General features: G+C 72.3%; 13 protein-coding genes. 12 read left to right on the top strand and 1 reads right to left on the bottom strand.

All coding sequences use genetic code 11. The features are described 5' to 3' along the window. Positions 1–24: 24 nt before the first annotated feature. On the bottom strand, positions 25–1,407 hold the full coding sequence (radA, locus tag KGD83_RS26805) for a DNA repair protein RadA (protein WP_212641698.1): 1,383 nt from the start codon (positions 1,405–1,407) through the stop codon (positions 25–27). A gap of 171 nt (positions 1,408–1,578) precedes the next feature. Here radA and KGD83_RS26800 point away from each other — a divergent pair, with 171 nt between their 5' ends. The 12 genes from KGD83_RS26800 (at position 1,579) to ccsB (ending at position 14,903) form a co-directional block, all read left to right on the top strand. Continuing rightward, complete coding sequence (locus KGD83_RS26800; protein ID WP_212641697.1) at positions 1,579–2,493, top strand: SGNH/GDSL hydrolase family protein; 915 nt, start codon at positions 1,579–1,581, stop codon at positions 2,491–2,493. 229 nt (positions 2,494–2,722) lie between these two features. Then, entirely contained in the window at positions 2,723–3,340 is a 618-nt protein-coding gene (locus KGD83_RS26795) for a C40 family peptidase (RefSeq protein WP_212641696.1), read from the top strand. Positions 3,341–3,599: 259 nt separating this feature from the next. Continuing rightward, on the top strand, positions 3,600–4,538 hold the full coding sequence (locus KGD83_RS26790; RefSeq protein WP_212641695.1) for a sugar phosphate isomerase/epimerase family protein: 939 nt from the start codon (positions 3,600–3,602) through the stop codon (positions 4,536–4,538). A gap of 86 nt (positions 4,539–4,624) precedes the next feature. Beyond that, complete coding sequence (proC, locus tag KGD83_RS26785; protein ID WP_212641694.1) at positions 4,625–5,419, top strand: pyrroline-5-carboxylate reductase; 795 nt, start codon at positions 4,625–4,627, stop codon at positions 5,417–5,419. 606 nt (positions 5,420–6,025) lie between these two features. After that, positions 6,026–7,564, top strand: coding sequence for a DUF1109 domain-containing protein (locus KGD83_RS26780; RefSeq protein ID WP_212641693.1), 1,539 nt, complete (start codon positions 6,026–6,028; stop codon positions 7,562–7,564). Between the two features lie 160 nt (positions 7,565–7,724). Next, a complete protein-coding gene (locus KGD83_RS26775; protein ID WP_212641692.1) occupies positions 7,725–8,885 on the top strand; it encodes an acetoin utilization protein AcuC in 1,161 nt (386 codons plus the stop codon). 254 nt (positions 8,886–9,139) lie between these two features. After that, entirely contained in the window at positions 9,140–9,937 is a 798-nt protein-coding gene (locus KGD83_RS26770; RefSeq protein WP_212641691.1) for a phosphatase, read from the top strand. 245 nt (positions 9,938–10,182) lie between these two features. Next, entirely contained in the window at positions 10,183–10,386 is a 204-nt protein-coding gene (locus tag KGD83_RS26765) for a helix-turn-helix domain-containing protein (RefSeq protein WP_013155995.1), read from the top strand. A 263-nt stretch (positions 10,387–10,649) separates the two neighbouring features. Further along, positions 10,650–11,405: a TlpA family protein disulfide reductase gene (locus tag KGD83_RS26760; RefSeq protein ID WP_249352038.1), complete on the top strand. Its 756-nt coding sequence runs from the start codon at positions 10,650–10,652 to the stop codon at positions 11,403–11,405. Beyond that, complete coding sequence (locus KGD83_RS26755; protein WP_212641690.1) at positions 11,405–12,211, top strand: cytochrome c biogenesis CcdA family protein; 807 nt, start codon at positions 11,405–11,407, stop codon at positions 12,209–12,211. Before KGD83_RS26760 ends, KGD83_RS26755 begins: the two co-directional genes overlap by 1 nt. After that, positions 12,211–13,914 (top strand): cytochrome c biogenesis protein ResB, encoded by a 1,704-nt coding sequence (gene resB, locus KGD83_RS26750; protein WP_212641689.1) that lies wholly within the window; start codon positions 12,211–12,213, stop codon positions 13,912–13,914. The genes KGD83_RS26755 and resB overlap by 1 nt, the downstream gene beginning before the upstream one ends. After that, positions 13,911–14,903: a c-type cytochrome biogenesis protein CcsB gene (gene ccsB, locus KGD83_RS26745; RefSeq protein WP_212641688.1), complete on the top strand. Its 993-nt coding sequence runs from the start codon at positions 13,911–13,913 to the stop codon at positions 14,901–14,903. Before resB ends, ccsB begins: the two co-directional genes overlap by 4 nt. The last annotated feature ends 122 nt before the right edge of the window (positions 14,904–15,025 follow it).

Here is a 15,025-nt window from a genome sequence, read left to right as displayed (position 1 = left end):
GCCGGTCCGCAGGGGGTTCCGCGCTCAGTCGCCGTCCCGGGGGGCGCGGGCCCGCCGCGACCGCCGCGCCACCCGGCTCAGGGCCTCGCTCAGCTCCTCCACCTCGTGGACGCGGATGCCCGGCACCGGGTCGCCGAAGTGCTTGGGCACGACCGCCTCGGTGAAGCCGAGGCGCTGGGCCTCCGCCACCCGGCGCCGCACGCCGCTCACGGTGCGCACGTCGCCCGCCAGGCCCACCTCGCCGATCGCGATGAAGCCGACGGGCAGCGCGACGTCGTTGTTGGAGCTGGCCGCCGCCATGGCCAGCGCCAGGTCCACGGCGGGCTCGGTGAGCTTCACGCCGCCCACCGTGGACGCGTACACGTCCATGTTGGCCAGCTTCATGCCCGTGCGCTTCTCCAGCACCGCCAGGATCATGTTCACCCGCGAGGTGTCCAGGCCCGAGGTGGCCCGGCGCGGCGCGGGCAGCGGGGTCGGCGCGACCAGGGCCTGGACCTCGGTGATGAGCGGACGCCGCCCCTCCAGGGTGACGGTGACGCACGTGCCCGGCACCGGGTCGGTGCGCTCGGTGAGGAACAGCCCGCTCGGGTCGGGCAGGCCGACGATGCCGGACTCGGTCAGCTCGAAGCAGCCGATCTCGTCGGTGGGCCCGTAGCGGTTCTTGACCGCGCGCAGCAGCCGCAGCTGGGAGTGGCGCTCGCCCTCGAAGTGCAGCACCACGTCCACCAGGTGCTCCAGCATCCGCGGACCGGCGATGGACCCGTCCTTGGTGACGTGTCCGACGAGCACGGTGGCGATACCGCGCTCCTTGGCGATCTGGATCAGCGCGCCGGTCACCTGGCGGATCTGGGTGACGCCGCCCGGGACGCCGGTGGCGTCGGGGGAGACCATGGTCTGCACCGAGTCCACGATGAGCAGCCGGGGGCCGACCGCGTCCACGTGGCTGGCCAGGGCGGCGATGGAGGTCTCGGCGGCCAGGTAGAGCTTGTCGGAGAGCGCGCCGAGCCGCTCGGCGCGCAGCCGCACCTGCCCGGCCGACTCCTCGCCGGTCACGTACAGCACGGGGCCCTCGGCCGCGCGCATCGCGGCGACCTCCAGCAGGAGGGTGGACTTGCCCACGCCGGGCTCACCGGCGAGCAGCACCACGCCGCCCGGGACCGCGCCGCCGCCGAGGACCCGGTCGAGTTCGTCGACGCCGGTGGGGACGGCCTCGGCGCTCTCCACGCTGATCTCGGTGATGGGCCGGGCCCGGGAGGTGACGGGCGCGGGCGCGACGGCGGAGGGCGCGGGGGCGCCCGCCTCCTCGACCGTGCCCCAGGCCTGGCACTCGCCGCAGCGGCCCACCCACTTGAGGGTGCTCCATCCGCACTCCGCGCACCGGAACGTGGTCTTCGCTGCCTTCGCCATGGTGGCCACGCTAGCGGCTTCCTGGGACAACCCCGCCGCGAGGAGTAAAGGGACCTTTCGGAGACACATGAAAGTTACCTACGAGTTAGGCACCTTATCCCGTAGGCCGTGTTAAAGAATTCCTAGGGTCCGACAGCTCCAACGCCCCCGCTCCATGGAGAGGAAACCCGCGTGCCCCGTACATCCGCCACCGCCGCGCCCCGATCCCCGCGACGTGCCCTGGTCCCCGTGGCCGTCGCCGCGCTGAGCGCGTCCCTGGTCGCCGCGCCCGCCGCCGCCGAGACCGCGCAGGCGCCCGCCTTCGACAGTTACGTCTCCCTCGGCGACTCCTTCGTCGCCGGTCCGCTCATCAGGGAGGAGAGGGTCAGCAGCAGCATGCCGCTGCTGGGCTGCCTGCGCACGTCCAACAACTACCCCACGATGCTCGCCGAGCGGATGGGCATCACCGACTTCACGGACGCCAGCTGCTCGGGCGCGGTCGTCAACGACCTCTACGAGCCCCAGTTCGACGACACGCCGCCCCAGCTCGACGCCCTGACCCCGGAGACCGACCTGGTCACGGTCGGGATCTCGGGCAACGACTTCGGCTTCTCCGAGGTGCTCCTGGAGTGCGCCAAGCAGAGCCTGGGCAACCCGCTGGGCGACCCGTGCGCCGAGCACTACGGCGACGAGCTCGACCAGCGCATCGAGGACCTGCGCCCGGAGGTCGCGGGTGTCTACGCCGACATCGCCGAGCGCAGCCCCGACGCCACGGTCCTTGCCGTGGGCTACCTCCAGATCCTGCCCGAGAGCAGGGGCTGCTGGCCGAGCACGCCCATCGCGTGGGGCGACGTGCCCTTCCTGGACCGGGCGCAGACCGCGCTGAACGCGATGATCGCCGAGGAGTCCGAGGCCCAGGGCGCGGTCTTCGTGGACGTCTTCGAGCGCGGCCACGACGTCTGCCAGTCCTCCGACACCCGCTGGGTGGAGGGTCTGATCCCCGAGAACGGGGCCCCGGTGCACCCGAACTTCCTCGGTATGCAGGCCACGGCCGACTTCGTGGGAGCCGAACTGGGGGTCCCCTTGCCCGTGGACGACGCCGCGTAGCCCGGGGTGACCGGCCGCCGGGGAGGGGAGTCCGTTCGATGGTGACCCGTGTGCTTTCGCCCCTCCACGGTCAAGGACTCTTTACCGTCTTTGGCGACCGTTCGTGCTACGGAGAGTGACATATCGTGTGGTCTGTGTGACGAATGGTGAGGGCGTCGCGACAGGGAGATCCGCGTCACAGTGACGCGGGCGCCGCGACGCTCCGAGCGAGAGCGGGAGAGCCACCGTCATGCGAATACCGCGACACCACGAGCAAAGGCAGGCCTGTCGTCCCACGGACCCGGGGCGGCAGGCCTCGTCCGTTCCTCCGCGCAGGAGCGGCGGGCGCGCGCTCGCCGTCGCGGCGCTCACCGCCGCCGCCCTGACCGCCGGCGCGGCGCCCGCGCCCGCCCAGCCGGTCCAGCCCCCGCAGCCGGTGCGACCGGCGCAGCAGGCCGCACCCACCGCGCAGGACTCCGCCGGGCCCCGGCGCGTCCACATGTCGCTGTCCACGTCGACGGTGGAGGGCGCCATCAACGCCGCCGAGTCCAAGAAGGGCACCCCCTACCGCTGGGGAGGCACCGGCCCCAACGGCTTCGACTGCTCGGGACTCGTCCAGTGGGCCTACAAGCAGGCCGGGGTGGAACTGCCCCGCATCGCCCACGACCAGGTCGGCGCCGGGACCCGGGTCTCCTACTCCAACGCCCGCAGGGGCGACATCCTGTACTGGGCCGACAGCGGCGGCTACGCCTACCACGTCGCCATCTACCTCGGTGACGGGCGCATGATCGACGCGCCGAACTCCGGGGACCACGTCCGCGAGCGCGACGTCCACAAGCACGGTCTCGCAGGCGCCGTACGGCTGTGAGACGGGCGGGCCTCGCGCAGCGCGCTGACGGCCGCCCCACACGCCCCGGGGAGTGACCCCGGCCGCGCCCGACCGCCCCGACGACGTGGCGGTCGGCAACCACGAACCAGGGCTCCGCGGGTGCACCCGCGGGCCCTCCCACCGCCGCCCAGCGACCGGCGCCCGCACCCTCCGTGGGGGGAGGGCGTGGGGAGAACGGCACGCCGCGTTCACGCGGGCGGTACGCAAAAGAGGCGTGTTAGCGCATACTCTGGTGGGCGTGAGCCCTATCCAGGTCCCAGACGCGCCCGTCGTCCTGTCGTCGGCGTCGGTCTACCCGGAGAAGACCCCGGCCGCCTTCGAGATCGCCGCGAAGCTGGGGTACGACGGCGTGGAGGTGCTCGTCTCCTCCGATCCGGCAAGCCAGGACGTCGACCTCCTGCGGCGCCTCTCGGACTACCACCAGATCCCCGTCACCGCGGTCCACTCGCCCTGCCTGGTCCTGACCCAGCGGGTGTGGGGCAGGGAGCCCTGGGGCAAACTCGTCCGCTCCAAGGAGATGGCCGAGGCCCTGGGCGCCAAGACGATCGTGGTGCACCCCGCCTTCCGATGGCAGCGCGACTACGCCCGCGAGTTCGAGGCCGGTATCTCCCGCATGCAGGACGAGACCGACGTCGTCTTCGCCGTGGAGAACATGTACCCGGTGCGCGTGCGCGACCGCGAGGTCGTCCCCTACGCCCCGAGCTGGAACCCGCTCGACCGGGACTACCCCGACGTCACGCTCGACCTGTCGCACACCGCCATGTCCGGCTCCGACGCCATGGACATGGCCAAGCGCCTGGGCGACCGCCTCTCCCACATCCACGTGGCCGACGGCATCGGCGGCCAGAACCTCGACGAGCACCTCATCCCCGGGCGCGGACGCCAGCCGGTGGGCGAGCTGCTGGAGTACCTCGCCGGGAACGGCTTCGGGGGCCAGCTGGTCCTGGAGGTCAGCACCCGCAAGGCCCCCGACCGCCAGGCGCGCATGCGCGAGCTGGCCGAGGCCCTGGCCTTCACCCGGCTGCACTTCGCCCGGACCGGGGGCCCCGGCGACCGGCCGCGCGACCGCCGCGAGCGCATCGCTCTGCTGCGCCGCGCCCCCTCGGCGCCGCCCCGACGCTTCGCGGTCGACGAGGGCGGCACCGTGGACGACGAGGGCACCGTCGACCCCGGGTGAGGGGCGGGTGTCCACACAGTGGGATCCGGTGTCCACGCGGGGTCACCGGTGCCGTTAGCGTGGGGGTATCCGCAGGAAGGACCTTCATGATCGCCATCATCGGTGCCGGGAAGATGGGCGAGGCTCTGCTCGCCGGAATGCTGGCCACGGGCCACGCGCCGGAGGACGTCCTCGTCACCGAGCCGCGCGAGGAGCACGCCGGGGAGCTGCGCGCCCGCTACGGGATCGAGGTGGTCCCGGCCGCGGACGCGGCCAAGCGCGCCGACACCCTCCTGCTCGCGCTCAAGCCCCAGGACATGGTGGCGCTGCTGGACGACCTGGCGCCGCGCCTGTCCTCCTCCTGCCTCGTGATCTCCGTGGCGGCCGGGATCACCACCGCCGTCCTGGAGGAGCACCTGCCCTCCGGGACCCCCGTCGTCCGCGCTATGCCCAACACGCCCGCCCTGATGGGGCAGGGCATGACCGCTATCGCGGGCGGAGCGCACACCGGCGAGGACCACCTGGACCGCGCCGAGGCGCTGCTGGGCACGGTCGGCGAGGTCATCCGCGTGGGCGAGCAGCACATGGACACCGTCACCGCCATCTCCGGCAGCGGCCCCGCCTACTTCTACTTCATCGCCGAGACGATGATCGAGGCCGGTGTGGCGATGGGGATGCCGCGCGCCACCGCGCAGAAGCTGGTCGGACAGACCATCACGGGCGCCGCCGCCATGCTCAACGGCTCGGGTGAGCACCCGGTCGTGCTGCGCGAGGCCGTCACCTCGCCGGGCGGCACCACCGCCGCCGCGCTGCGCGAGCTGGAGCGGCACGGCGTGCGCACGGCCTTCACCGACGCCATCGAGGCGGCCCGGGACCGCAGCGGCGCGCTCTCCGGAAGCTGACGCGCCGCTCGGTGCCGGTGGTGTGACGCACGGGGGAGATGGCCGGAAGCGGCCCGCCTCGCGGGGTCCGATGTCGGGGCACCTGGGTAGTGTCTTCGGTGAAGGGTGTACACGGCCCCCTCGGTCCCGTACGCGCGGGATCTCCCCCATCTCCTGATTCCAGGGTCCTCCATGACTTCTTCCCCTCCCCCGCCCGACCCTTCCCAGCCGCCCGGCGGAGGCTTCCCGCCCCCGGGGCCCGCGCCTTCCGGCCCGACCGGTGCCGACCCCGCGGGGAGCGGCCCCACAGGAGGCGGCCCCACGGGGGGCCACCCCGCCCAGGGCGGCCCGACCGGCGCCGACCCGGCCGGAGGGGCCTTCCACGGCGGTGCGCCGACCGGCGGTGCGCCCGCCGGGGGCACACCCGCGGGCGGGACGTACTCGGGCGGTGTGCCCGGCCCGCCCCCGGGCGGTACGCCTCCCGGCGGTCCGCCCCCCATGGGGCCTCCTCCCGGCGGCAGGCCGCCCGGCATGACGCCGCCCCCGGGCGGAACGCCCCGGGGCGGACCGCCGCCGATGGGACCTCCCCCCGGTGCGATGCCCCCCGGAGGCCCCCCTCCCGGCGGCATGCCCCCCGGCGGAACGCCGCCGGGGCAGTTCGGCCCGCCGCCGCCCCCGAAGCCGCCCCGGCTCGGCCTGTTCTCCTCCCCGTCCGCACTGCGCACCTCCCTGCTCAACGCGTCGGGCATGGGAGCCGGTTACGTCTACCTGCGCCAGTGGCCGTTCTTCGCCGCCGCGCTCGTCATCACCCTCGGCCTGCTGCTCACCGCCGCCGTCCTCGGGGCCGCCGACAACCTCCTGCTGTGGGTGCCGGTCCTCCTGGCCTGGTTCGCCGCCGCGGCCGTGCACGGCCTGTTCTCGGGGCGCTCCCGCGACGAGCGCCTGATCGGCAGGGGTGAACAGCCCTCCAAGCGGGCGCTGCCCCTCCTCACCGCCGCCGGACTGGCGCTCGCGCTGCTGGTGACCCTCACCGGCGTGTGGCAGGCGGGGGAGTGGCGGCTGCGCGTCGCCGACGCCGCCCACGCCCGCGGCGAGTGCGGCCCCTCCGAAGCCGTCGCCGCCTACGGGAGCGTGGAGGACCTCTTCCAGCTCTCCTTCTCCCCGTCGCTCATGTCGCGCGCCCGCGCGGGCGCCGAGGCCTGCGCGCTCCTGGAGCGCGCCCAGTCCGACGTGGCCGCCGAGGAGTACGGGCGGGCCCTGGACTCCTACGCCGCCTACTTCGAGCACCCCTCCGCCCGCTGGGAGGACACCGACGGCGAGGTCGCCGACATCCACCTCTCCTACGCCGCCGACCTGGTGGCCTCGGCCGACGAGCACTTCGAGGGAGAGGTCACCGACGAGTACCGCGAGAGCATGCGGCGGGCGCACGAGATCTACACCGTGATCCCGGTGGACTACGAGGGCACCGAGGCCGCGGCCCGGGTCCCCACCGCCCTCACCGAGCTCTACGACGTCGGCACCGCGGAGTACGCCGCCGAGTACTGGTGCTCGGGCTTCGACCAGATCGACATGTTCTCCGACCTGGCCTGGGACGCCGCCCCCGAGATCGCCGAGCGCGTCGCCACCGAGCGCCCCGACGCCGCCTTCAGGTGCGGATGGGAGAGCGTGGACGGCGGCTCGCTCGACACCGCCGACGAGATGGTCGCCCTCCTGGAGGCGGAGTACCCCGACCACGAGACCGACGAGGTCGAGCGGATGGTCACCCACATCGGCGCCGGGCGCATCGAGGAGAGGATGGACGCCATGACCTCGCTCGGCGAGGTCGACTTCGCCCCCGCGCCCACCGGCGGCTCCGGCAGCGACAAGAGCGTCCTGGAGATCACCAACAACACCCCGTACGAGATGCAGTTCCTCTACGTCGGCCCGGACGCCGTCCACGAGGAGATCATCACCCCCGCGTGCGAGGACTGCGAGGTCTACAGTTCGCCGCCCGCGGGCAACTCCTGCTTCGACGACGGCGACGTCATGCGCGTCGAACTCGAACCGGGCGAGTACCGGGTGCTGCTCACCTCGAAGGACTCGCTCTTCGGGGCGGCGCCACTGCACGGCACCGTCGACCTCTCCGGCGGCGACCTGTACGAGTCCTGCTACTTCGTCACCGAGTAGCGGACCCCGCGGTCCGGCACGGGGGCGCCCCCGTGCCGGACCGGCAGCCCCAACCCCGGGGTTCGTCCACGCGTGCGGTTGTGCGTACTGTGTGCTTCGGAGCACGCACACCTGAAACGGGGGTCACCACATGGGAGGGCGCACGTCCTGCTCGCTTCGGGTGGCATGGGACGACGGACTGACGGCCTACGACTTCGGTCCGCAGCACCCGATGGCGCCGATACGCGTCGAGCTGACCATGGCGCTCAGCCGCGAACTCGGCGTGCTGGACGCGCCCGGGGTCGGGCTACTGGACGTCGAACCCGCCTCGGACGAACTCCTGTCCCTCGTGCACGACCCCGCCTACATCGAGGCGGTCAAGCGCGCGGGCCGCACGCTGGAGCCCGACGACGTCCACATGCTGGGCACCTCCGACAACCCCGTCTTCAAGGACATGCACGACGCCGCCGCGCTCATCTCCGGCGCGTCCGTGGCCGCCGCGCGGGCGGTTTGGAGCGGGGAGACCGCGCACGCGGCCAACATCGCGGGCGGCCTGCACCACGCCATGCGCGGCAACGCCTGGGGCTTCTGCGTCTACAACGACCCAGCCCTGGCGATCGCCTGGCTGCTGGAGCAGGGGGCCAAGCGCGTCGCCTACGTGGACGTTGACGTCCACCACGGCGACGGCGTCCAGAACGCCTTCTACAACGACCCGCGCGTGCTCACCATCAGCCTCCACGAGTCCCCGGCGACCCTGTTCCCCGGCACCGGCCAGGCCTCCGAGACCGGCGGCCCGGACGCCGAGGGGTACGCGGTCAACGTCGCCCTGCCCGCGGGCACCGGCGACAACGGCTGGCACCGCGCCTTCGACGCCGTCGTCCCGCCGCTGCTGCACGAGTTCCAGCCCGAGATCCTGGTGACCCAGCAGGGCTGCGACACCCACGCCCTGGACCCGCTCGCCAACCTCACCCTGAGCGTGGACGGCCAGCGCCGCGCCTACGCCGAGCTGCACGAACTGGCCCGCAAGACGGCTGGCGGCCGCTGGCTGCTGTTCGGCGGCGGCGGGTACGGGCTGGTCCACGTCGTCCCCCGCGCCTGGACCCACCTGCTGGGCGAGGCCGCGGGCCGCCCCGTCGACCCCGACACCGAGACCCCGCAGGGCTGGCGCGACTTCGTGCGCCAGCGCACGGGCGAGTTGGCGCCGCTGTACATGACCGACGGGCGCGAGGTCGTCTTCGACCACTTCGTGGACGGCTACGACCCGGGCGACCCGGTGGACCGGGCCATCCACGCGACCCGGACCGCGGTCTTCCCCAGCCACGGGATCGACCCGAGCCTGTAGGGGGCAGCCCTTCCGCGTCGCCGCGGCCGGGCCGCCGATTCGGTGCCGACAGGGGCCCACGGGACTCCGGACGACTCACGGGACTGCTCCCATAACACCCCGGTGTCGACCGGCGTGAATTCCGGAGGAGCCGCGCGTGTCGCGTCCGAAGCGGGTAGGACAGAGGTTGAATACCGGGCGAACAGGAGCAGGCGCCGTGGTGGCCGCCCAGCGTGGCGCACGCTCGCTGCGCAGACGAGGAAGGGGAGCGCCAGGTGACGCCGCCGACACGCGCTGAACTGATCACCTATCTGGTGCGCACGGGAATCGCCGGGCACGTCGACACCCCGCGCCAGAACAACCTGCGGCACTACCGGCGGCTCGTCCAGAAGGACCCCTACCACCAGTTCGGCCTCACCTTCTCCCACGACTGGACCTACTCCGAGGTCCTGGCGCTGATGAGCAAGCGCTGCGGCGTGGTGGCCGACGAGGAGTACGTGTGGGGGATCGACACCATCGACCCCGACCTGACCATCGACGCCCTGGAGGCCTTCGCCGACCGGCTGGCCCTGGCCGCCGAGCGCCGGGAACGGGTCCTGTTCGCCACCGGCCACCCGCGCAACCTCCGCGAGACCTACCGCGCCTGGAAGGACGCCCTCGCCGAGCGTGGGTGCCAGATCCTCACCGCTGGCGGCGGCTATTCCTACGAAGTGACCACGGAGCGTCCCCCTAACCGGCGGATCGTGGTTTGGGAGGACGACATCGCCATCGTCACGGATGGTCGCCTCGCCCGTCACAGCCACCACCCCTTCGCCATGCGTGCCATCCTCGGGGACCTCGCGGACCGCGGTGAGGCATGGCCGCAGTTGGTCATCGCCGACCACGGGTTCGCGGGTGCGGCCGGTGAGGCGGGAGTGCCCGCGATGGGCTTCGCCGACTGCAACGACCCCGCCCTCTTCCTCGCCGAGGCCGAAGGGAAACTACTGGTCACGGTGCCTTTGGACGACGGTTACCTGACCGAGGACTACGCCCCGCTGCGCGAATACGTTCTCGCCCGGGCCGGTCTCCTGTGAGCGGGGGCGACCATTTATACCCACCGTTAAACCTCATCCGACCCGCCATCAACACATAGCGCCGAAGACAGTCCCAACGGCCTTTCGCTGAGGCGAACTCGGCTCTACTCTGAAAACGGACGTGTCAGTAGTGACAGCGTGACACGCTGGCGTGGTTTGGGGTCGGCACACCGGGGTCGCCGCCGCACACCACGCCGGTCCCAAGGGTAGACAATGCTCACGTCCGGGAATGAGGGCGTCGAAAGATGAACGGGAGCAAGCCGCCTCTCGAAGAGGTCAGGTTCCTGACCGTGGCGGAGGTAGCCACGATCATGCGTGTGTCCAAGATGACCGTTTACCGAATGGTGCACTCGGGAGTTCTCCCCGCGATTCGCGTGGGGCGTTCCTACCGGGTCCCCGAGCGGGCCGTGCACGACTACCTCCGCGAGGCTTTCGTCGAGGCTGGTTGATCCAGGGCCCGGCCGACCGGGGCCGCCCCCCGGCCCCCGGTCAGCCGACACACCCGGGGGGCGGTGACTGACGGACACCGCCCCCACCGGGGTCTTCCCACCCCGCCCCGGCGCGCCACCCGGCGCGCGGCAGGGCCGTCCCCACCCCCACCGGCCGCGGTTCCCCCTTGTGCCGGGGCGGCCGAACGGGCTCCAGGGCATCTACTACACTTTGTCGTTGTTGTAGTCCGCCCTGTTCACACCCCGTTCGCGAGGTCCCCTCGATGCCCAGCACCAGCACCGGTACGCGCCGAAGCCGTACCGTGCCGCGCCTGGCGGCGGCCGGACTGGCCGCCGTACTCGTCCTGACCGGCTGCGCCGGGGGCAACGAGATCCAGGCCAGCGACGAGGAGAGCCGCTTCATCTCCGGAGACGGCAGCGCCACCACCTTCGAGACCGCCGAGCGCACGGAGGCGCCCGAGGTCACCGGCAGCACCCTCGACGGCGACGAGGTCTCCCTCGGCGACTACGAGGGCGGCATAGTCGTCCTCAACGTCTGGGCGAGCTGGTGCGGCCCCTGCCGCGCCGAGCAGCCGGTCCTGGACGAGGTGCACGCCGAGTACGCGGACCTGGGCGTGGACTTCCTCGGCGTGAACATCAAGGACGACGAGACGGCCGCGCGCTCCTACCAGGAGAGCATGGACGTCCCCTACCCGAGCCTGTACGACCAGCCCGGCGCGGTGCCCCAGGCCTTCCGCGACACCGTGCCCCCGCGCTCCATCCCCAGCACGCTCGTCATCGACCCCGAGGGCCGCATCGCCGCCCGCGTCATCGGCCCGACCACCTACGGCCAGCTCACCGAGCTGCTCAACCCGCTGGTGGTCGAGTTCGACTTCGGCGACCCGGAGGAGCGCCCCCGGGTCGCGGAGCAGGAGGCCGGGGAGACGGCGTCCCCGGAGGAGGCCGATCCCTCGGCCGAGCCCTCGGACGCGCCGTCCGAGGCGGACCAGGACTCCGACGGGTCCGGGGGCGAGGGCTGATGGACCCCATCGGCACCACCGTCCTCACCGGTTCCCTGCTGGCCGCGATCCCGCTGGCCCTGGCCGCGGGCCTGGTCTCCTTCCTCTCGCCCTGCGTGCTCCCGCTCGTGCCCGGCTACCTGTCCTACGTGACCGGGATGAGCGGCACCCAGGTGCGCGAGCGCACCGCCTCGCCCGCGGGGGGCGGCACCGCCACCGTCGCCGACGTCGACGCCGAACTGGCCTCCCGCCGCTGGACCATGGTCACGGGCAGCGTCCTGTTCATCGCCGGGTTCACCCTGGTGTTCGTCGCCGTCGGCGGCTTCATCGGCTGGCTCGGCGAGATCCTCATGGACTACACCGACCCCATCACGCGGGTGCTCGGCGTCCTGACCGTCGTCCTGGGCCTTGCCTTCATGGGCGTCGTCCCGGGCTTCGGGCGCGAGTTCCGCTTCCACCGCCTGCCGCGCGCCGGACTGGCGGGCGCCCCGCTGCTCGGCGTCCTGTTCGGCCTGGGCTGGACCCCCTGCATCGGGCCGACCCTGGCCGCCGTGCAGACCCTCGCCTTCGTCGAGGGCGGCGCCGGACGCGGCATGCTGCTGTCCCTGGCCTACTGCGTCGGCCTCGGGCTGCCGTTCGTCCTGGCCTCCCTCCTCTACCGGCGCGCGCTGGGCACCTTCGACTGGCTCAAGCGCCGCACCCGCACGGTCACCGTGATCGGCGGGGCCATGCTCGTCCTGGTCGGCCTGGCGATGGTGACCGGCCTGTGGACACAGCTGACCATCGCCATGCAGGGCTGGGCCGCCGACTTCCAGACGGTGATCTGATGAGCACGACCGCGAACGACCGAGGGACCGGCACCGCCGCCCAGGAGGGGGAGAGCGCCCCGCCGCGCCCCAAGGGCCTGGGCGCGGTCGGCTGGCTGCGCTGGATCTGGCGCACCCTGACCTCGATGCGCACCGCCCTGATCCTGCTCTTCCTGCTGGCGGTCGGGGCCATCCCGGGCTCGATCCTGCCGCAGAACGTGGTGAGCGTCGACGAGGTCAGCACCTACTTCCAGGAGAACCCCGAACTGGCGCCCTGGCTGGACCGGTTCTACCTCTTCGACGTGTTCTCCTCGCCCTGGTACGCGGCGATCTACCTGCTGCTGTTCGTCTCCCTGGCGGGCTGCGTGCTCCCGCGCGCGCTGACGCACGCCCGCGCGGTGCGGGCCCGCCCGGTGCACACGCCCAAGAACCTGGGCCGGATGCCCTACGCCGCCGCGTTCACCACCGACGCCGACCCCGAGACGGTGCTGGAGCAGTCCCGCAAGGTCCTGCGGCGCTACCGGATCGAGCGCTACGGCGACTCCCTCTCCACCGAGACCGGCTACCTGCGCGAGGCCGGGAACGTCCTGTTCCACTTCGCCCTGCTCGGCCTGCTGCTGGCCCTGGCCGCCGGATCCTTCTTCGGCTACCGAGGCAACATGCTCCTGGTGGAGGGCGACGGGTTCGCCAACACCCTGACCTCCTACGACGCCATCTACCCCGGGCACTGGACCGACACCGACTCCCTGGAGCCCTTCTCCATCCACCTGGACGACTTCGAGGCCTCCTTCATCGAGGACGGCGGACTGCGCGGACAGGCCGAGTCCTACGTCGCCGACCTCACCTACAGGGAGGCGCCCGACGCGTCGCAGGAGCGGCACCGGCTGGAGGTCAACCACCCGCTGAGCGTGTCGGGCGTGCAGGTCTACCTGCTCGGGCACGGGTACGCGCCCGAGTTCGAGGTGCGCAACGCCGAGGGCGACGTGGTCTTCGACCAGGCGGTCCCCTTCCTGCACAGGGACACCGCCTCCTACACCTCCGACGGCGTGGTCAAGGTGCCCGACACCGGGGGCGAACAGCTCGGCTTCGTCGGCGTGTTCCTGCCCAGCGCGGTGGAGACGCCGGAGGGGGAGATGGTCTCCAACTTCCCGGGCGCCCGGAACCCGAGGATCACGCTGGAGGGTTACCAGGGCGACCTGGGGCTGGTCGACCCGCAGTCGGTCTACCAGCTGCGCACCGGCGGCATGGAGGAGCTGGGCAGCTCCCCCGTGATGGAGATCGGGGACACCTGGGAGCTGCCCGATGGCGCCGGGTCGATCACCTTCTCCGGCTACAAGGAGTACGTCAGTCTCCAGATGAACCGCGACGGCGCCCGGCTGCCCGCGCTGGCCGCGGCCTCCCTGGCCGTCGCCGGGCTGATCACCACCCTGTTCGTCCGCCCGCGCCGCGTGTGGGTGCGCGCGACCCGGGGCGGGGACGGCCGCACCCGCGTGGAGCTGGCCGCCCTGGGCAAGACCGAGGCGGCCGGCAACAACGTGGAGTTCCACGAACTCACCACGGAACTCGCCGGACGGCTCCGGAGCCTGTCCGACGGGGACTCCGGCTCCGGAGCGGACGACCGTCCGGCTCCGGTTCCGGACTCCGACCCGGACCCCGTTCCGGGCTCCGACCCCCATCCGCCATCCGACCCGCCAGAGTCGACGACACAAGGGAGTGACCGGTGACGTACACACTCGCCGCACAGGTGGACGAGGTGATGACGTCAGTCAGTGACTCGTTGATCATCGCGATGATCGTCACGTACGCGGCTGCGCTGTTCCTCTTCGCCATCGAGGCCGCCTACGGACGCCGCACCAAGCTCAAGGCCGGTCGGCTCATGCCGGTCAACGCCGGTGCCGAGTCCGGCGCGGACGACGGCATCGAGGTCAACGTCCGCAGCACCGAGGCGGAGGCCAGGGCCTCCCAGAGCGTCCTGGGCAAGATCGCCCTGGGCGTGACGACGTTCGGCTTCGTGATGGGCGTCGCCCAGATCATCGCCCGCGGCCTGGCCGCCGGGCGCTGGCCCTGGGGCAACATGTTCGAGTTCGTCGTGGCCCTGTGCCTGGTCGCGGTGGGCGGCCTGCTCTTCGCCTCCTACCGGTACCAGGCGCGCTTCCTGGGCGCGTTCGTGCTGGTCCCGGTGCTCGTCCTGCTGGGTATCGGCGTCCGCTGGCTGTACGTGGACCCGGGCCCGCTCATCCCCGCCCTGCACTCGTACTGGGTGCCCATCCACGTGACCGCGACGATCGTCGCGGGCGGCGCCTTCATGGTCTCCGGCGCGGCCGGTGTCACCTACCTCGTGGCGCACCGGGCCGAGGCCAAGCGCGCGCTGGGCGAGCAGGTGGCCGGTATCGCGGGCCGCCTGCCAAGTCCCGAGCTGCTGGACCGGATCTCCCACCGGTTCATCCTCTTCGCCTTCCCGCTGTGGACCTTCGGCATCATCGCCGGTTCCATCTGGGCCGACGAGGCCTGGGGCCGCTTCTGGGGCTGGGACCCCAAGGAGGTCTGGTCGTTCATCTCCTGGGTGATCTACGCGGCCTACCTGCACGCCCGGGCCACCGGCGGCTGGCGCGGGCCCAAGGCCACGTGGATCAACGTGGTTGGCTTCGCGACCATCCTGTTCAACTTCTTCGCGGTGAACTACATGTTCAGCGGTCTGCACTCCTACGCCTGATCCCGATTCGCGAACGGGGCCCCGCCACGGCGGGGTCCTGTTCGCTCTGGGGCTCCGCTCCGCTTCGCTTCGCCCCGTGTCCGGGCGCCCGGAGAGCGGGAACCTTCGCCGTCTTCCGTGTG

It is taken from the genome of Nocardiopsis akebiae (assembly GCF_018316795.1).
GTDB classification, from domain to species: domain Bacteria; phylum Actinomycetota; class Actinomycetes; order Streptosporangiales; family Streptosporangiaceae; genus Nocardiopsis; species Nocardiopsis dassonvillei.
Note: the sequence above shows the minus strand (reverse complement) of the source record. Positions and strands in the feature narration are given on the sequence as shown.